Source organism: Bradyrhizobium sp. Kon69 (assembly GCF_055807515.1).
Genome location: NZ_JBVVOS010000022.1, coordinates 98,819 through 116,967 on the forward strand (window position 1 = coordinate 98,819; position 18,149 = coordinate 116,967).

Annotated in this window: 15 protein-coding genes; 7 read left to right on the forward strand and 8 right to left on the reverse strand. The window is 64.3% G+C overall.

Annotated features, from left to right (window positions below):
- Nucleotides 1-94 precede the first annotated feature (94 nt).
- On the reverse strand, nt 95-1,906 hold the full coding sequence (lepA, locus tag AC0L3U_RS27165) for a translation elongation factor 4 (RefSeq protein WP_456767285.1): 1,812 nt from the start codon (nt 1,904-1,906) through the stop codon (nt 95-97).
- A 126-nt stretch (nt 1,907-2,032) separates the two neighbouring features.
- Between lepA and AC0L3U_RS27170 the strand changes: the two genes are divergently transcribed.
- A complete protein-coding gene (locus AC0L3U_RS27170; protein ID WP_473363916.1) occupies nt 2,033-3,658 on the forward strand; it encodes a glycosyltransferase family 39 protein in 1,626 nt (541 codons plus the stop codon).
- 15 nt (nt 3,659-3,673) lie between these two features.
- Here AC0L3U_RS27170 and AC0L3U_RS27175 read toward each other — a convergent pair whose 3' ends face one another.
- The 5 genes from AC0L3U_RS27175 to AC0L3U_RS27195 form a co-directional block, all read right to left on the reverse strand.
- Nucleotides 3,674-3,991, reverse strand: a complete 318-nt coding sequence (locus AC0L3U_RS27175; protein WP_018460059.1) for an HPr family phosphocarrier protein — start codon at nt 3,989-3,991, stop codon at nt 3,674-3,676.
- Nucleotides 3,988-4,389, reverse strand: a complete 402-nt coding sequence (locus tag AC0L3U_RS27180) for a PTS sugar transporter subunit IIA (RefSeq protein ID WP_007597752.1) — start codon at nt 4,387-4,389, stop codon at nt 3,988-3,990. Before AC0L3U_RS27180 ends, AC0L3U_RS27175 begins: the two co-directional genes overlap by 4 nt.
- A 133-nt stretch (nt 4,390-4,522) precedes the next feature.
- The gene (locus tag AC0L3U_RS27185) at nt 4,523-5,047 is read right to left on the reverse strand and encodes an HPr kinase/phosphorylase (protein ID WP_473363885.1); all 525 of its coding nucleotides are present in this window, start codon (nt 5,045-5,047) and stop codon (nt 4,523-4,525) included.
- Between the two features lie 11 nt (nt 5,048-5,058).
- Complete coding sequence (locus AC0L3U_RS27190; protein ID WP_473363886.1) at nt 5,059-6,864, reverse strand: stimulus-sensing domain-containing protein; 1,806 nt, start codon at nt 6,862-6,864, stop codon at nt 5,059-5,061.
- 116 nt (nt 6,865-6,980) lie between these two features.
- Nucleotides 6,981-7,682, reverse strand: a complete 702-nt coding sequence (locus tag AC0L3U_RS27195; protein ID WP_007597749.1) for a response regulator transcription factor — start codon at nt 7,680-7,682, stop codon at nt 6,981-6,983.
- A 242-nt stretch (nt 7,683-7,924) separates the two neighbouring features.
- Here AC0L3U_RS27195 and AC0L3U_RS27200 point away from each other — a divergent pair, with 242 nt between their 5' ends.
- The 3 genes from AC0L3U_RS27200 (at nt 7,925) to AC0L3U_RS27210 (ending at nt 13,264) form a co-directional block, all read left to right on the forward strand.
- A complete protein-coding gene (locus AC0L3U_RS27200) occupies nt 7,925-8,674 on the forward strand; it encodes a HugZ family pyridoxamine 5'-phosphate oxidase (RefSeq protein ID WP_473363887.1) in 750 nt (249 codons plus the stop codon).
- Between the two features lie 63 nt (nt 8,675-8,737).
- Nucleotides 8,738-11,347: a CHAT domain-containing protein gene (locus AC0L3U_RS27205; protein ID WP_473363888.1), complete on the forward strand. Its 2,610-nt coding sequence runs from the start codon at nt 8,738-8,740 to the stop codon at nt 11,345-11,347.
- Between the two features lie 300 nt (nt 11,348-11,647).
- Nucleotides 11,648-13,264, forward strand: coding sequence for a phosphoenolpyruvate carboxykinase (locus AC0L3U_RS27210; protein ID WP_456767288.1), 1,617 nt, complete (start codon nt 11,648-11,650; stop codon nt 13,262-13,264).
- A gap of 165 nt (nt 13,265-13,429) precedes the next feature.
- On the opposite strand, the gene AC0L3U_RS27215 is transcribed toward AC0L3U_RS27210, so the two are convergent.
- Entirely contained in the window at nt 13,430-14,245 is an 816-nt protein-coding gene (locus AC0L3U_RS27215; RefSeq protein WP_473363889.1) for an acyl-CoA thioesterase, read from the reverse strand.
- 94 nt (nt 14,246-14,339) lie between these two features.
- A complete protein-coding gene (locus tag AC0L3U_RS27220) occupies nt 14,340-16,856 on the reverse strand; it encodes a glycogen/starch/alpha-glucan phosphorylase (protein WP_473363917.1) in 2,517 nt (838 codons plus the stop codon).
- Nucleotides 16,857-17,085: 229 nt separating this feature from the next.
- Between AC0L3U_RS27220 and AC0L3U_RS27225 the strand changes: the two genes are divergently transcribed.
- The 3 genes from AC0L3U_RS27225 (at nt 17,086) to AC0L3U_RS27235 (ending at nt 18,144) form a co-directional block, all read left to right on the forward strand.
- The gene (locus AC0L3U_RS27225) at nt 17,086-17,316 is read left to right on the forward strand and encodes a hypothetical protein (protein ID WP_473363890.1); all 231 of its coding nucleotides are present in this window, start codon (nt 17,086-17,088) and stop codon (nt 17,314-17,316) included.
- Nucleotides 17,317-17,323: 7 nt separating this feature from the next.
- A complete protein-coding gene (locus AC0L3U_RS27230; RefSeq protein ID WP_473363891.1) occupies nt 17,324-17,623 on the forward strand; it encodes a hypothetical protein in 300 nt (99 codons plus the stop codon).
- An 89-nt stretch (nt 17,624-17,712) separates the two neighbouring features.
- Complete coding sequence (locus AC0L3U_RS27235) at nt 17,713-18,144, forward strand: hypothetical protein (protein ID WP_007605013.1); 432 nt, start codon at nt 17,713-17,715, stop codon at nt 18,142-18,144.
- Nucleotides 18,145-18,149 lie beyond the last annotated feature (5 nt).

The following is an 18,149-nucleotide window of genomic DNA, read 5'->3' on the forward strand; positions in this document are numbered from 1 at the left end:
ATGCCCGGGCCTCCGCCTCGCCGAAGCGGCTTCGGCCGCGCAGGCGGGACGAGCCCAGGCATGACGGTGGCTGATGATCGGTGAAGCCGTCGCCTTAGCTGTCCACCTTCAGCGCGGCAATAAAAGCTTCCTGCGGGATGTCGACCTTGCCGAACTGCCGCATCTTCTTCTTGCCTTCCTTCTGCTTCTCCAGAAGTTTGCGCTTACGCGTGATGTCGCCGCCGTAGCACTTTGCGGTGACGTCCTTGCGCAGTGCGCGCACCGTCTCGCGCGCGATCACCTTGCCGCCGATCGCCGCCTGGATCGGGATCTGGAACATGTGCGGCGGGATCAAGTCCTTCATCTTCTCAACCATGGCGCGGCCGCGCCCCTCCGCGCGGGTGCGATGCACCAGCATCGAGAGCGCGTCGACCGGCTCGTTGTTGACGAGGATCTGCATCTTGACCAGGTCGGCCGGCTTGTAGTCGGTAAGATGATAGTCGAACGAGGCGTAGCCCTTGGAGACCGACTTCAGGCGGTCGTAGAAGTCGAACACGACCTCGTTGAGCGGCAGATCGTATTTCACCATGGCGCGGGAGCCGACATAGGTCAGCTCCTTCTGCACGCCGCGGCGATCCTGGCACAGCTTCAGCACGCTGCCGAGATATTCGTCGGGGGTGAGGATCGTGGCCTCGATCCAGGGCTCCTGGATCTCCGCGATCTTGACCACATCAGGCATGTCGACAGGATTGTGAATCGAGATTTCCTGCCCGTCGGTCAGGCTCATCTTGTAGATCACGCTCGGCGCGGTCGCGATCAGGTTGAGATCGAATTCGCGCGACAGACGCTCCTGGATGATCTCCAGATGCAACAGCCCGAGGAAGCCGCAGCGGAAGCCGAAGCCGAGTGCGGCCGAGGTCTCCATCTCGTAGGAGAAGCTGGCATCGTTGAGGCGCAGCTTGCCCATCGCCGCGCGCAAGGTCTCGAAGTCGTCGGCGTCGGCGGGGAACAGGCCGCAGAACACCACGGGAATGGCCGGCTTGAAGCCCGCCAGCATCTCGGTGACAGGCTTCTTGTCGTCGGTGATGGTGTCGCCGACGCGGGTGTCGGCCACTTCCTTGATCGCGGCGGTGATGAAGCCGATCTCGCCGGGGCCGAGCTCGTCGACTTGCGTCATCTTCGGGGTGAAGAAGCCGACGCGCTCGATGTCATAGGCCGCGCCCGTGCCCATCATGCGGACCCGGCTGCCCTTCTTCATGACGCCGTCGACGACGCGGATCAGCACCACGACGCCGAGATAGACGTCGTACCAGCTGTCGACCAGCAACGCCTTCAGCGTCGCGTCGCGGTCGCCCTTCGGCGGCGGCAGGCGGGTGACGATCGCCTCCAGCACATCGGGCACGCCGAGGCCGGTCTTGGCAGAGATCATCACGGACTCGGAGGCGTCGATGCCGATGACGTCCTCGATCTGCTGCTTGACCTTCTCCGGCTCTGCGGCGGGAAGGTCGACCTTGTTCAGGACCGGAACGATCTCATGCCCCGCATCGAGCGCGTGGTAGACGTTGGCGAGCGTCTGCGCTTCGACGCCCTGGCTGGCGTCGACCACCAGCAGGGAACCCTCGCAGGCCGCCAGCGACCGCGAGACTTCGTAGGCGAAGTCGACATGGCCGGGCGTGTCCATCAGGTTGAAGATGTAATCCTTGCCGTCCTTGGCGCGGTAGGCGAGGCGCACCGTCTGCGCCTTGATGGTGATGCCGCGCTCGCGCTCGATGTCCATGGAATCGAGCACCTGCTCCTTGCCCGCCATTTCCCGGTCGGTGAGGCCGCCGGTCATCTGGATCAGGCGGTCGGCCAGCGTCGATTTGCCATGGTCGATATGGGCGACGATGGAGAAATTGCGGATGTTGGAAATGGGGACGGTCGTCATGGGCGCGGGATACCACTCACACCCCCGTGCGGCAACCATATTGCTGTATTTTCAGGGCCTTTGTTCACGCCAAGCTGATTCCACGAAGGCCCGAAACGCGCTACGCAACGCCTGATGTCCAGGCCCATGTCCACGACCTCGATCCCGTCTGCCCGAGCCCGCGCGAAGACCCGGGTGAGCTATGCCCGCTTTCGGGCCTGGCTGGTTGCCAGCGCGACCCGCCCCGAGGCGCGCCTGTGGCTGGTGATTCAGCTCGCGATCCTGCATGCGGTGCTCTGGACCTTCATCCTGATCAATTTGAAGGCCGCGCAGGACGTTCACATGGACGTCGCGGAAGCCTGGGGCTGGGGCCAGAAATTCCTCTGGGGCTATGGCAAGCACCCGCCGCTGTCGGGCTGGGTCGCCGGCCTCTGGTTCACGATGTTCCCGGCGACGGATTGGGCGACCTATGCGCTCGCGATGGCGACCGTCAGCACCGGTATGGTGATCTGCTGGCTCATCGCGCTACGCGTCGTGGATGCGCGGCGCGCGTTCCTGGTCGTGGTGATGGTCGCGCTCTACCCGATCTTCAATTTCAAGGGCTTCAAGTACAATCCCGACCTGCTCCAGCTCGTCACCTTGCCGCTCCTCGTGCTCGCTTATCTCAATGCGTTCGAGAAGCGGAGTTGGCAATCCGGAGTCCTGCTCGGCCTCGCCGGCGCGCTGGCGCTGATGACCAAATATTGGGTGCTGACCATGATCGGCGCCATCGGGCTTGCCGCGCTGATCCATCCGGAGCGAATGAGGTTCCTGGCGTCGCCGGCGCCGTGGGTTGCGATCGCGACGATGGCGGCGGCGATGATCCCGCACATCGTCTGGCTGGCGGACGCGCATTTCGTGCCGCTGACCTATGCCGGCGACACCTACAGCCTCGAGGACAGCGGCCAGGTGCATCAGCTCGTGGCCGGCTATGCCCTGCATAATGCCGCGTTGCTGGCACTGCCGGTGGCGCTGGCCGCGCTGGCGATGGCGCTGGTGCCGCCTTGGTTCAGGCTGCTGCTGCGTTCGCCCACGCGCATCGTCACGCGGGCCTGGGCGCGCGGCGCGAATGCGAGCGTGAACCCTTCGCAGGCGCGCAACGTCTGGATTATCCAGATCATCGTCGCGGTCGGGCCCGCGCTCGGCGCGCTGGCGTTCAGCATCTACATGAAGACCGATTGGGGCATCTCGCTATTCTTTCTGGTGCCGCTCTCGCTGGTCGCGATCCCGACATTGCGGGTGCAGAGTGCTGCGCTGTTCAACATTGTCGCGATCTGGCTCGTGCTCAGCGTCGCCACGCTCGCTGCCTCGCCCTGGATCGCCGCGCGCGAGATGGCGGCCAATGCCGGCAACACGGCGACCTACGGCGCGCGCTCGGATCTCGCGCGCGAGCTGACGCAAGCCTGGCACGCGCGCTTCGCCTCGCGCTGGGCGGTCGTCGCCGGCACCATGGAGTCGATCCAGCCGATGGTGTTCTACAGCCCGGATCATCCGGCCGCATTCACGCCGCTTGAAGCCTGGGGGTCCGGATTGATTTCGCCCGATGACGTCAGGCGATACGGCTTCATCGGCGTGTTCGACCCGGCCGACGGTCGCCTGCCGGCGTTCGAGAAATGGGTGTCCGAGGTTGCGCCGAACGCCGAGCGCGTCGTGATGACGACGCGCCGCTTCACCCACGGCAAGGCCGGTCCATCGATGAGCTGGAACATTTATATCGCGCCGCCGGGGAAGTGATCGAGGCGACGCCGCCTAAATCCCTTCCTCGTTGAATTTGCTTTCAACGAGTTCGGTGATCGCCGCGAGCGCGGCTTCGGCATCGTCGCCGGACGCGGCGACCGTGATGGTGGTGCCGGGACCGGCGGCGAGCATCATCAGGCCCATGATCGAGGTGCCGCCGACGGTTTCGCCGCCGCGCGTCACCCAGACCTGCGCGCTGAAGCGCTCGACGGCCTGGACGAACTTGGCGGAGGCCCGCGCGTGCAGGCCGCGCTTGTTGATGATCAGGAGGTCCTTGGAGATCGCGCCCGCGGGCACGCCCGTCCCGGCTTGCGGCGCCTCGTCGCTCATTTGCCGGCGAGGACGCGGCTGGCGATGGTGACGTATTTGCGGCCGGCTTCCTGGGCCATCGCGATCGCGTCGGGGAGCGGACGCTCCTCGCGCACCTTGGCGAGCTTCACCAGCATGGGAAGGTTGATCCCCGCGAGCACCTCGACCTTCGGCCGGCTCATGCAGGATATTGCCAAATTGGATGGCGTGCCGCCGAACATGTCGGTGAGGATCGCGACGCCGTCGCCGGAATCGACGCGGTTAACCGCCTCGATGATGTCGCTTCGACAGAGATCGGAATCATCTTCGGCGCCGATCGTGATCGCTTCGATTTGCTTTTGTGGGCCCATGACATGTTCAAGCGCTGCCTTGAATTCGTCGGCAAGGCGCCCGTGGGTCACAAGTACTAGACCAATCATCGGAAAACTCCTCGCGGGCGCTTTTGGTGCACCGCACGAACGCGCCACTTTGACCATCCAGAGCCCCCGCGCAAGAGGGGATGTTGCGTATCTCCCTGAATCTAGACGGATGGATAAGGGGAGCTGCGCCGGTCTATTCGGTCGCGAGTGTGGGGTTCATATGGTTACCATTTCCCTTCAAACAATCGCCTGAAGGGTTAACGGAAGATGAACTCTTGGTAGTGGTCAAGGCCGCAACAACCAGAGGGAGGGGCGAATAGTCGCGGCCTACAGGGATTCGCGGTATTTCGACACCTAAAATGGCTGTTTTCAGGGATTCGGCCGGCGGCAGCCGCTCCGCATCCGCGGCGTCCAGATCGACCACGAGGCCGACGGTCGCATGCTCCACAAAGTCGCAGCGGCGGATTCCGAGCCCCCGGATCTCGATCAGGCCGGCCAGGACCGGGGCGGGGCGGACCTCAATTTCGCGGCCGAGTGTCGCCAGATGGACACGGTCATCACCGACCAGAACGGCCCTTTCGAGCACGCCGCTACGTCCCGCCATGATCAAATCGAAGGCAAGGCGCGACTTGCCGGAGCCCGAGGGCCCGCGGATCAGCACCGCCAGATCTCCAACCTTGACCGCCGAGGCGTGAACGCTGGGGCCGCCTTCGTCCAAGCTGCCTTGGCTCATAGCGCCGGCAGCCTCACCACGAAGCGCGCGCCGACAACAACAGGCGCTCCGTCCTCGTCCGCCGGGCCGGGACGGTTCTCCGCCCAGATGCGTCCGCCATGCGCCTCGACGATCTGCTTGGAGATCGACAGACCGAGGCCGGAGTTCTGGCCAAAGCCCTGATGAGGGCGGTCGGTGTAGAAGCGCTCGAAGATGCGCTCCAGCGCGTCGTCGCGGATTCCGGGCCCGTCGTCGTCGACCACGATCTCGATCTCGCCGCGCACGCGGCGGCAGGTGAGGCGCACCTTGTTGCCGGGTTCGGAGAAGGACTGTGCGTTCGAGAGCAGGTTGGAGACGATTTGTCCGAGCCGCGAATCGTGACCCGTTACGGCGAAATTGTCGGTCGGGCCGCGGCCCTCGAAACGCATTTCGACCGCGACGTCATGGCCGAGTTTGGTTTCATTGGCGACGGACACGAGCGTGGTCAGCAGGCGGCGCAGATCGACCGGGATCGCATCCTGGCGCTGCAGTTCGGCATCGAGACGGCTGGCGTCGGAGATGTCCGAGATCAGCCGGTCGAGCCGCTTGACGTCATGCTCGATCACCTCGAGCAGGCGCGCGCGGCTGTTCTCGTTGCGCGCCAGCGGCAACGTCTCGACCGCGGAGCGCAAAGAGGTCAACGGGTTCTTCAATTCGTGGGCGACGTCGGCGGCGAACATCTCGATCGCTTCGATGCGGCTGTAGAGTGCACTGGTCATGTCGCGCAACGCACCGGAGAGATGGCCGATCTCGTCGCGACGACGGGTGAAGTCGGGAATTTCGACCCGGGTCCTGATGCGGCGGCGGATCAGTTCGGCGCTGTCGGCGAGCCGGCGGACCGGACCTGCGATCGTGCTGGCGAGCAGCAGCGACAGCATGATCATGACCGCGGCGGCGACGCCGCCCACCTTGAGGATGGCGAGGCGCTCGGCGGTGACCATCTGGTCGATGTCGTCGCCCTGCGTCGACAGCATCAGCGCGCCGTGGATGGCGCGCGAGCGCAGCACGGGGACCGCGACCGAGACGATCACCTCGCCGCGCGCATTGACCCGCACCATCGAGCGCTTCTGGCCCTGGAGCGCGTCGCCGACCTCCGCATAGCCATTGCCGTTCTCGGGGCCGAGCTCGCGATAGAGCGGCAGGTCGCCGCGATTGAGCCAGGTACGGACCGCGACCATACCGCGTTCGACCATGCCCGGCTTCTCGGCGGCGACCGACGGCAGGGGGAAGCGCACCACGGTATCGAGGCTGCGGCTGTCGACCAGCAGGCTGCCGTTCGGGTCGTAGATGCGGGCGCGCGTCTTGGTCGGCGAGATCAGCGTGCGCAGCACCGGGGCTACGCGCTCCGGATTGATCGGAAAATCCAGCGGGGAATACTCGTCCGAGCCGCCATAGGTCTCGCCCGGCTTGAGGTCGAGCAACCGGTCGGGATCGATGGTGATGGCGTTGGTCTGCACCGTCGCGGAGGCCGCGATCGCGCCGGCGATGATCTCCGCCTGCACCAGCAGGCTCTGCGCGCGTGCGTCGATCAGACCGGCGCGAAATTGCGACAGATAGAGGATGCTCGCCACCAGCGCGACCAGGCCGGCGAGGTTGAGCGAGACGATGCGGCGGGTCAGGCTCGAGAAGGACAGCGCGAAGAAGAACTGGCCGGCGCGCTTGAGCCAGTTCAGCGGACGCCAGCCCCGCACGGCCAGCTTGTCCTCGGCCAATTGATCCGGAGCGCCGTGGGCGGTGAGGTCCTCGGCGTTCTGGTTCTCGTCAGGCTGCGTTCGGTCAAGCAATGCTCACGCCCGCGTTAGGACAGCTCGTGCGAAGGTCCCCGCATCCTAGAGCCATCCCGGTGCCGATGGAATCAGAACCGGCGATGCTCTCGGTCTTTCGTGGAGGCGCGTGCGCCTCAGGCTTCCTTGAAGCGGTAGCCGACGCCGTAGAGCGTCTCGATCATCTCGAACTCGTTGTCGACCACCTTGAACTTCTTGCGCAGCCGCTTGATGTGGCTGTCGATGGTGCGGTCGTCGACATAGACCTGGTCGTCATAGGCGGCGTCCATCAGCGCGTTGCGGCTCTTCACCACGCCGGGCCGGGTCGCGAGCGCCTGCAGGATCAGGAATTCGGTGACGGTCAGGGTCACCGGCTCGTTCTTCCAGGTGCAGGTGTGCCGTTCAGGATCCATACGCAGCAGGCCGCGGTCGAGCGCCTTGGCGTCGTTCTCCTTCGGCGTGACGGTCGGGTCCTTCGGCGCCGAACGGCGCAGTACCGCCTTGACGCGCTCGACCAGCAGGCGCTGCGAGAACGGTTTGCGGATGAAGTCGTCGGCGCCCATCTTGAGGCCGAACAGCTCGTCGATCTCTTCGTCCTTGGAGGTCAGGAAGATCACCGGCAGGTCGGATTTCTGCCGCAGCCGGCGCAACGTCTCCATGCCGTCCATGCGCGGCATCTTGATGTCGAGGATGGCAAGATCGGGCTGGGTGGTGCGGAAACCGTCGAGCGCGGAGGCGCCGTCGGTATAGGTCATGATGCGATAGCCTTCGGCCTCCAGCGCGATCGAGACGGATGTGAGAATGTTGCGGTCGTCGTCGACCAAAGCGATTGTGGGCATGAGCCTCTGCTTTCTGCTTTCCGTTTGGGTCGTGGCTTGAAAACGGCGAGCAATCCACTGATGCGCCGCATACATGGGTGCCGATGTTGGCATTCGAACCTTGTCACCGAGCAATGCAAGCTAGGCTGAAGTGTGACCAAGTTCCACGAAACACGGCAGATTCGCCGCATCTCGACCCATAACCGGGCCCCGGTTTACCCGAAAAAAGGCCCTCCATGCAACCACCTGACCCGAGAAAGCCGATGCAACCGACCCCCGATTTCGACCCCGGAAAGCTCGCCAAATCGCTGCTGCGGCGGTCACGGCAGGGGGCTCTGGCGACGTTGATGGCCGGCAGCGGCGATCCCTATTGCTCCCTGGTCAATCTGGCCAGCCATCCGGACGGCTCTCCGATCCTGCTGATCTCGGCATTGGCCGTGCACACCAGGAACATCCTGGCCGACAGCCGGGTGTCTCTGATGCTGGACGAGCGGGCGGCGGGCGATCCGCTGGAAGGTGCCCGAATCATGCTGTCCGGCCGTGCCGAGCCGGCCGACGCGGACAAGGACCTGCTCCGGCGACGGTATCTCAATGCCCATCCCTCAGCGGAGGCCTTTGTTTCCTTTAAGGATTTCTCCTTCTTCCGGATTCGGCCCACGGGAACCCATCTGGTCGCCGGCTTCGGCCGGATCGTCGATCTCAAGCCGGAGCAATTCCTGACGGACCTCACGGGGGCCGAGGACTTGCTGGCGGCGGAGGAGGGCGCGGTCGAGCACATGAATGCCGACCACCGCGAGGCCATGGGGCTCTATGCCACAAAGCTGCTCGGTGCTGCCGCGGGCGACTGGCACTGCACCGGCTGCGATCCGGAGGGCCTGGACATGCAGGACGGCCAGACCGCCTTGCGGCTGGATTTTCCGGAGCGGGTCGCTGATGGCACGGCGCTGCGCAAGATGCTGGTTCGCCTCGCCGGCGAAGCGCGCACCAGGATGGACCAGAGCGCAACAGATTGAACGCTGCTGCCCATCGCCGCGACCCAAGTTCGTTACCGGTCAGAAGGCGGCGGCGAGAGCGTCATGGCAGAATGGAATAGACTGACGCTGGTTGCGGGTTTGACGCTCGCGATCACCGCATCGCTTGTCACGCCCAGCCTTGCTCAGACAAGCCCTGCCCAGAAAGGTCTCGCCGCGGAGAGCGCGCGGATCAACACCCTCATGAGCGCCGGCAGATATTCGGAAGCACTGCCTTTGGCGCAAGGCATGGTCGCGAGCCTGGAGAAGAGCGACACAGGTCGCGAACTCGCCGCCGCGCTGAACAACCTCGGCCAGGTTCATGCCGGTCAGGGCCACGACGATCTGGCGGAGCCGCTCTACAAGCGCGCCATCATGCTGATGGAAAAGTCGCTCGGTCTCGAAACCCCGCTGCTTGGCGCCGAACTGAGCAACCTCGCCGCGCTTTACCAGCGGCAGAGCCGCTACGCCGAGGCCGAGCCGTTGTTCAGGCGCGCGCTCGCCGTTCGCGAGAAGGGACTGTCGCGCGAGCATCCCGATGTCGGGCAGTCGCTCAATAATCTCGCCACGCTCTACGTGAAACAGCAGCACTATGCCGACGCCGAGCCGCTGTTTCAGCGGGCGCTCGCGATCTACCAGAAGGCCGGCGGACCCGAGCATCCGGCGGTGGCCACCGTCCTGAACAATCTCGGCCAGGTCTATCGCGATCTCAACCGCGATGCGGACGCGGAAGCTCCGATCAAGCGCTCGCTCGCGATCCGCGAGAAGGTGCTGGGACCGAATCATCCCGACGTCGCCCGCTCGCTGAACAATCTCGCCGGCCTCTACGAGCACCAGCAGCGCTACGGCGACGCCGAGCCGCTCTATCGCCGCGCGCTGGTCATCCGCGAAAATGCGCTTGGGCCCGATCATCCTGACGTCATGACCTCGACCAGCAATCTCGCTTATTTCCTCTACGTGGCCGGGCGCACCGCGGACGCATTGCCGTTCGCGGAAAAGACGCTTCGGGGCGATCGCGCCCAGCTGCGCGTCGTGTTGCCGGTCCTGTTCGCCGCGCGCCAACAAGATCTGCTGTCCGGCGACAAGGCGCTGGACGAGGCTCTCGCCGCGATCCAGCGCGGCACACAATCCTCCGCCGCATCCGCCGTGAACAAGCTCGCGGTTCGGCTTGCCGCCGGCAGCGACCGCCTCGCCGAGCTGGTGCGCCGGGACCAGGATCTCGCGGCTGAGTCCGAGGCGCTCGACAAGGCGATCGTCACCGCGGTGTCGAAGCAGTCCGCGCAGCGCGATCTCGCAACCGAGCAGCGCAGCCGCGCGCGGATTGCAACGATTGCCAACGAGCGTGCGGGCTTGCAGAAGACGCTCGCGGTCGAGTTTCCCGACTACGCGTCGCTCTCCAATCCCCTGCCGTTGACGGCAAAGGACATCCAGTTGCTGCTGTCGGCCGATGAGGCGATGGTGCTCTACTCCGTTGTCGACAGGCAGAGCTATGTCATCGCGATCACGCGCGAGGGCGTCGACTGGAAGGCTATTCCACTCGGCGCAGATGCGCTGACGCAGAAGGTGACCGCATTCCGCAAGGGACTCGAGGTCGGCAAAGCGCGCGATGCCTCCGGCAAATCCGGATTGTTCGATCTCGCGCTCGCCAACGAACTCCATGTCGCGCTGCTCGGTCCGGTCGAGGCGTTGACAAAGGACAAGCGCAGCCTGCTGGTGGTACCGTCGGCTGCGCTGACCGCATTGCCGTTTCATCTGCTCGTCACCGAGAAGCCGCAGGCTGCGATCCCGGACACGCTCGAAGGCTATCGCGGCGCTGCCTGGCTGCTGCGGCGTCAGGCCGTCTCGGTGCTGCCCTCGGTGGTCAGTCTGAAATCGCTGCGCGCCTTCGCGCGCCGGGACCAAAGCGTGAAGCCGATGACCGGCTTTGGCGATCCCGTGTTCAATCCCGCACTGGAAGCGCCCGCCGAACGGCGCGCCGCGAGCGGCAAGATCGCCGCGCGCAGCATCGCGACCGTTGCCTATAGTGATTTCTGGCGCGGTGCCGGCGTCGATCGCGCGCGGCTTGCTCAGGCGCTGCCGCAACTGCCCGACACCGCCGATGAGTTGAACGCGGTGGCCCGGGATGTCGGGGCTGCCGAGGCCGATATTCATCTCGGCCGCGACGCCAGCGAGACGACGCTCAAGCGTGCAGCGCTTGCTCAATACGGCATCATCTACTTTGCCACCCACGGCCTCGTTGCCGGCGACATCAAGGGACTGGGTGAGCCCTCGCTCGCGCTCTCCATTCCCGATCAGCCGACTGAGTTCGACGACGGTCTGCTCACCGCGAGTGAAGTCGCTCAGCTCAAGCTCAATGCGGATTGGGTTGTGCTGTCGGCCTGCAACACCATCGCGGGCGACAAGCCGGGCGCCGAGGCCCTGTCCGGACTGGCACGCTCGTTCTTCTATGCCGGCGCGCGCGCACTGTTGGTCTCGCATTGGGCCGTGGATTCGGAAGCTGCCACACGCCTGACCACGATGACTTTCGAGCTGCTCAAAAACGAACCAAAAATGGGGCGTGCCGAAGCCTTGCGCCGCGCAATGTTAACCTATGTTGACGACACCTCGTCTCCGCGCAACGCCTATCCTGCAATGTGGGGGCCGTTCGCGCTCATCGGCGAAGGCGCGGTAAGATAGGGTGGGCTTGGAAATTCATCGAGACTGTATTCGGCGTTGTGCGTCGCAATAACCTTGGGAAACGCCGAAACGCCTATTTGGTTGCGCGATCATTGTTGATTTTTTGATGCGCCTGCTCAGAGCTGACATGCGCGACGTTTGGCGCGGTCCTTGAATAAACCAAATCCTAAGGGATCAGCTTGGCAACGCCAGCGTTCATCAGTATTAGGTCGTTCCAACCGAGGCCGGACGGCCTGCAATCACGGTGACCGCGGCGGCGCCAAGCATGATCGCGCTGAGTGGGTTCTAGGAGGATTTTTCGTGCAAGAGACGGGCGTGCGCAACGGTGCCTTCGGCGCCGACAAATTCGGCTTAAAGAATCTCAAGCAGGTTCACTGGAACCTCGGTGCGCCGCAACTCTATCAATACTCGCTCTCCGCGGGCGAGGCGGTGCTGTCGGCCGATGGCGCGCTCTGCGCCGACACCGGCGAGTTTACCGGCCGCAGCCCCAAGGACAAATTCACGGTGCGTGACGCCACCACCGACAAGAAGATGTGGTGGGCCGGCAACCAGTCGATCACCGCAGAGCAGTTCGAGACGCTCTACCAGGACTTCCTCAAGCACGCCGAAGGCAAGTCGCTGTTCGCGCAGGACCTCTATGGCGGCGCCGATCCGGCTTATCGCATCAAGACCCGCGTCTTCACCGAGCTCGCGTGGCACTCTCTGTTCATCCGCACGCTGCTGATCCGTCCCGAGGCGATCGAGCTCTCGGCGTTCGTGCCCGAGCTCACCATCATCGACATGCCGAGCTTCCGCGCCGATCCGAAGCGCCATGGCTGCAAGTCGGAGAACGTCGTCGCGATCGATTTCGCCCGCAAGATCGTGCTGATCGCCGGCTCCTACTATGCCGGCGAGATGAAGAAGTCGGTCTTCACCACGCTGAACTACTATCTGCCCGAGCGCGGCGTGATGCCGATGCATTGCTCGGCCAATGTCGGCGCCAAGGGCGATGCCGCGATCTTCTTCGGCCTGTCCGGCACCGGCAAGACCACGCTGTCAGCCGATCCGAACCGCACGCTGATCGGCGACGACGAGCACGGCTGGGGCCCGAACGGCGTCTTCAATTTCGAAGGCGGCTGCTACGCCAAGTGCATCAAGCTGTCGCAGGAAGCCGAGCCCGAGATCTACGCCGCCTCGACCCGCTTCGGCGCGGTGCTCGAGAATTGCGTGCTGGACGAAGACACCCGCGTGGTCGATTTCGACGACGGCTCCAAGACCGAGAACACGCGCTCGGCCTATCCGCTCGAATTCATCCCGAACGCCTCGCGCACCGGCCGCGCGCCGCAGCCCAAGAACGTGGTGATGCTCGCCGCCGACGCCTTCGGCGTGCTGCCGCCGATCGCCAAGCTCTCGCCGGCGCAGGCGATGTATCACTTCCTGTCGGGCTACACCGCCAAGGTCGCGGGCACCGAGCGTGGTCTCGGCAATGAGCCGCAGCCGGAATTCTCGACCTGCTTCGGTTCGCCCTTCCTGCCGCTCGATCCGTCCGTCTACGGCAACATGCTGCGCGACCTGATCGCCCAGCACAATGTCGACTGCTGGCTGGTCAACACCGGTTGGACCGGCGGCAAGTACGGCACCGGCTCGCGCATGCCGATCAAGGTGACGCGCGCGCTGCTGACCGCGGCGCTCGACGGCTCGCTTCGCAACGTCGAATTCCGCACCGACAAATATTTCGGCTTCGCGGTCCCGACCGCGCTGCCGGGCGTGCCGAGCGAGATCCTCAATCCGGTCAACACCTGGAAGGACAAGGACGAGTTCGACAAGACCGCCCGCGCGCTGGTCGGCATGTTCCAGAAGAACTTTGCCAAGTTCGAAGCCCAGGTCGACGCCGAGGTCCGCGCCGCTGCACCGGATGTGAAGCTCGCGGCGGAGTAAGCTTGCGTCGTTTGAAATTCGAAAGGGCGGCCTCGAGGCCGCCCTTTTGCTTTTCGAGATGTCTCTCCACCGTCATTGCGAGCGCAGCGAAGCAATCCAGAATCCCTCCGCGGAAACAGTCTGGATTGCTTCGCTGCGCTCGCAATAACGAACTTGTGGGAGCAGCTAAGCCTTGAAATAGGCGATCTGCGTCGTGGTCGCGAGCAGTCTTCCGTTCGGCGACCACAGCTCGGCGTTCTGGTCGGCGTAGCTCTTGTGCATGATCTTTGAATCTGCGGTCGCCAGCACGCGGGTGATGTCCTCGGCCGCGAGCTCTTCGCTGTCGGTGTGGAAATACGTCGTCAGCGACACCGTGCCGAACGGCACGAGCTCGCGCCGCGCGTGGAAGATGCGGCCGAAGAAAGCGTCCGACATCGACATCAGCGACGGCATATCGAGCTTGCGCGGCTCGCGATCGCTGATCCAGAGCTTTGAGTAGGTGTTGGCGAGCTCGGGCTTGGGCGGGCCGATCCGCATCTCGCCCTCGACGAAGCGGAATTCGTACTGGTTGGCCCAGGACGCCGCGATCTTCGGGAACGGCATCGTCTCCTCGAACGGCTTTGCATCCGGATATTGCGCCACCCTGTGCTCCCAGGACGGCCGGCGTTCGGCGAATACGGCGGTGGCGAGCGTTGCGACCTCGCCGCCGCCTTGCGACAGTTCGACGCTCCAGTGCTGGCTGGAGCGGTTAGCCTTCACCAGTCGCACGTCCAGATCGAACGGCCCCTTCGCGATCGGCGCGCAGTAATTGACGGTGAGCGCCAGCGGATCGCCGGCACGTTCCGGATGCTCGATCAGCGCACGCAGGATAGTCGCGGCCGTGACGCCGCCGAACGGGCCGACAAAGGCCCAGTAATCGTCGCTGGTGTGCCCCTGCCAGCTGGAGTCGCCGGCGCTGACGCGGGTGGCGTCGTCGAAAGGGTGCGGGAGCTTGGCGTGCATTGTTCGATCCGGCGTTCAATGACGGACGTCATATCACGTCCGCCGCCGGCTTGTGCAATTACCTCGTGGGTAACCGATTTCACCTCGCGGAAATTCAGCCAGCGACGTCGCGCAAGGTCGGCAGCAGCGGCGTGGTCGGGTTGACCGGCACGTTCCAGATCTCCTCGGCGTATTCGCGGATGGTGCGGTCGGAGGAGAACCACGCCATGCGCGCGACGTTGAGGATCGAGGCGCGGGTCCAGGCCGGCGCCACCTGCCAGCGCGCATCGACGCTGCGCTGCGCCTCGTAATAGGAATCGAAGTCGGCGCTGACCATGTAATGGTCGAGATAGCGCAGCGCGTGTGCGATCGATTCGAAGCGGCCGGGATCGCCGGGCGAGAACTCGCCGACGCCGATCGCATTGATGGCGCGCTGGAGCTTTGGCGAATTGCGGATCACGTCGGAAGCGTCCAGCCCCTGCTTGCGCCGGATCATCACGTCGCCGGCTTCCATGCCGAAGATCGCGATGTTCTCCGCGCCGACATGATCGCGGATCTCGATGTTGGCGCCGTCGAGCGTGCCGATGGTGAGGGCGCCGTTCAGCGACAGCTTCATGTTGCCGGTGCCGGAGGCTTCCATGCCGGCCGTCGAGATCTGCTCGGACAGGTCGGCCGCGGGAATGATGACTTCGGCGAGGCTGACATTGTAGTCGGGCAGGAAGACGACCTTGAGCTTGCCGCCGATCGCGGGATCGTTGTTGACGACTTCCGCGACGTCGTTGATCAGCTTGATGATCAGCTTGGCGTAGCGGTAGCTCGCCGCCGCCTTGCCCGCAAAGATCTTCACCCGCGGCACCCAGTTGCCGTTGGGATCGTCCTTGATCGCCTGGTACAGCGCGACGGTCTCGATGACGTTGAGAAGCTGGCGCTTGTATTCGTGGATGCGCTTGATCTGCACGTCGAACAGCGCGCTCGGATCGACCTTGATGCCGAGTCGCTCGCCGATCAGGCGGGCCAGCGCCGTCTTGTTGTGAAGCTTGACCGCGCGGAACCTCTTCTGGAATTCGACGTCGCTGGCGCGGGCTTCGATCAGGCTGAGCTGCGTCGGATCATCGAGCACGGCATCGCCGCAGGTCTCGCGCAACAGATCTGTCAGCTTCGGGTTGGCCAGCATCAGCCAGCGGCGGAAGGTGATGCCGTTGGTCTTGTTGGTGATGCGGCCGGGATAGAGATGGTTGAGGTCGTGGAACACGGTCTCGCGCATCAGGTCCGAATGCATCGCGGAGACGCCGTTGATGCGGTGCGAGCCGACAAAGGCGAGCTGGCCCATGCGCACGCGCCGGCCACTCCGCTCGTCGATCAGCGAGACCGAGGCGCGGAAGTCGATGTCGCCGGGGGCGCGCGCCTCCGCGAGCGCGAGGTGCTGCACGTTGATCCGGTAGATGATCTCGAGGTGCCGCGGCAACAACCGTTCGAACAGCTCGACCGGCCAGGTCTCCAGCGCCTCGGGCAGCAGGGTGTGGTTGGTGTAGGACAGCGTGGCGACCGTGATCTTCCAGGCCTCGTCCCAGCGGAAATTGTGGTCGTCGATCAGGATCCGCATCAGCTCGGTGACGGCCAGGCTCGGATGGGTGTCGTTGAGCTGCACCGCGACCTTGCTCGACAGGCTGCGGAGCTGGCCATCCGACGCAAGATGCCGCTTGATCAGATCCTGCAGCGAAGCCGAGACGAAGAAATATTCCTGGCGCAGGCGCAACTCGCGGCCCGCCGGGCTCTCGTCGTTCGGATAGAGGAATTTGCAGATCGCTTCCGCGCGCGACTGCTCGGCGCTGGCGCTGACATAGTCGCCGGTGTTGAAGGCGTCGAGCTTCAGCGGATCGGGCGAGCGCGCCGACCACAGCCGCAGCGCGTTGACGTGCTGGCCGCGCCAGCCGACGATCGGCGTGTCATAGGCCATCGCCTGCACGGTCTCGGACGGATGCCAGATCGCGCGATCGCGGCCCTTGTCTTCGACATGCTCGACACCGCCGCCGAAGCGAATGTCATAGATCACTTCGGGTCGCTGCAATTCCCAGGGGTTGCCGAAGCCGAGCCATTCGTCCGGATATTCCTGCTGCCAGCCCTGATTGATGATCTGGCGGAACAGGCCGTAATCATAACGGATGCCGTAGCCGATCGCGGGGATCGACAGCGTCGCCATGCTTTCCATGAAGCAGGCGGCGAGACGGCCCAGGCCGCCATTGCCGAGCGCAGCGTCCGGCTCGCATTTGCGCAGCTCCGGCAAGGAGACGCCGAGATCGCCGAGCGCGACCTCGAAGATCTTCAACAGCCCCATATTGTTCAGCGCGTCGCTGAAGAGGCGGCCGATCAGGAATTCGAGCGAGAGATAATAGACGCGCTTGCGCCCCGCATCGTAGCTGTGCTTCTCGGCCGTGAGCCAACGATGCACGATGCGGTCGCGCAGCGCCAGCGCGGCGGCCTGGTACCAGTCGTGCTTGGTCGCCATGCCCGCATCCTTGCCGATGGCAAGGCGCAGCTTCGCCAGGATAGCGCCCTTGATCTCAGCCAGCGCGAGTTCGTCGATGGGCTGGTTGGGGGCGGAGAAATTGGGCTGGAACGATGAATCTTGCAAAGTCGTCACTTCCTGGTCGCGAGAACACTACTGACCCTACGCATCTTGCCTCTGTACCGGAACCATTGCTGGCGCGACCGTGCACTGCGCTGGCGTAAAATTATGCAAGGAACGGGCCGATTTGGGAACCCGGACGCATACGGGGAAACGTGGATTTGGTGCTAGAATGGCGGCCAATTCAGCCATCAGTGTGGAGGAGCGCCCCATGAACTCTCTGATGAGACCTGTGATGCGACGGCTGATCGAAATCGCCGCCGCCACCTTCCTCGTCGTCTGCATCACCGCGTCCAGCGCCGCCTTCGCCGCCGGCAAGATCGGCCGCAGCGCCGACGGCCTGAGCTGCGCCGTCACGCTCCCGCAAAACGCCACGCCCGCCGCCCGCTGCGCCGCCATCAAGCGCCAATGCGGCGGCAAGTTTTATGCGAGCGCGTGCGGGGATAAGTTGATGTCGGCGATGTGAGGCTGGGTTGGCATCGCTGCTCCACGAAATCTGGGAAGTAATCAACGAAAGCGGTCAGGTGCTGCCCTCGCTTGTACTTGCCGGTCCTGACGGCGACGATATTCGGAAGCATCTGTACGATGAAGCGGCGAAGGTCGATCAAACAGCTCCGCGATGCGTCCTTTGCTTCGAAGCACAAAGTCACGATGAGGCGATGCAGCTCTATTACCGCCACTATGGCTGGGGGCAGTACACTTCTGAATTTGTCGGTGATCGCGAGCCCTATCCTGATGAATGGGCACAACGGCAACGCCTCGGAACAAATTAAGAACACTTTAGCAAGTCTTTGATATATCATTGTGATTCGGCGCATTGCCGACACAATATCTAGCGTCTGCCAGACTTCGCGAGGACTACATGTCCACCATTGCCTTCGACCAGTTTGCCCTCACCAGGATCGCCGATTTCGCGCGCTCGCTGTCGCGGCTGCATCAGGCGGCGCGGCGCTACGCGGTCGACGACGACCAGTTCGACCGCGAGTTCAACGCGGTCTGCCAGTCGATCTGGGGCTACACCATCGACGATGTCAGCGACGACCTGTTTTCGTCCGAGGACCATCTGTTCCTCGACACGCTGGACGAAGCGCATGCGCGCATCTTCGCCGCCGAGCAGGGGTATGACCTCGTCGACGATCAGGGCATGCTCACCGACTGGTGGGGTTTTTGCTGGATGATCCTGGCCGAGAAGCGCGGCCTGCTCACGGCAGACAACCGCGCCGCCGCGCGCGCGGCGATCGAGGAGAAATATCTGGCGGCGCCGAATGTGATCGGCGTGATCATCGGACGGTAGTGCAG

Coding starts and splice junctions, on each gene's coding strand:
- AC0L3U_RS27205 (WP_473363888.1), top strand. CDS start 8,738: ATGGCAGAATGGAATAGACTGACGCTGGTTGCGGGTTTGACGCTCGCG.
- AC0L3U_RS27215 (WP_473363889.1), bottom strand. CDS start 14,245: ATGCACGCCAAGCTCCCGCACCCTTTCGACGACGCCACCCGCGTCAGC.
- AC0L3U_RS27180 (WP_007597752.1), bottom strand. CDS start 4,389: ATGATTGGTCTAGTACTTGTGACCCACGGGCGCCTTGCCGACGAATTC.
- lepA (WP_456767285.1), bottom strand. CDS start 1,906: ATGACGACCGTCCCCATTTCCAACATCCGCAATTTCTCCATCGTCGCC.
- AC0L3U_RS27200 (WP_473363887.1), top strand. CDS start 7,925: ATGCAACCGACCCCCGATTTCGACCCCGGAAAGCTCGCCAAATCGCTG.
- AC0L3U_RS27235 (WP_007605013.1), top strand. CDS start 17,713: ATGTCCACCATTGCCTTCGACCAGTTTGCCCTCACCAGGATCGCCGAT.
- AC0L3U_RS27170 (WP_473363916.1), top strand. CDS start 2,033: ATGTCCACGACCTCGATCCCGTCTGCCCGAGCCCGCGCGAAGACCCGG.
- AC0L3U_RS27195 (WP_007597749.1), bottom strand. CDS start 7,682: ATGCCCACAATCGCTTTGGTCGACGACGACCGCAACATTCTCACATCC.
- AC0L3U_RS27225 (WP_473363890.1), top strand. CDS start 17,086: ATGCGACGGCTGATCGAAATCGCCGCCGCCACCTTCCTCGTCGTCTGC.
- AC0L3U_RS27175 (WP_018460059.1), bottom strand. CDS start 3,991: ATGAGCGACGAGGCGCCGCAAGCCGGGACGGGCGTGCCCGCGGGCGCG.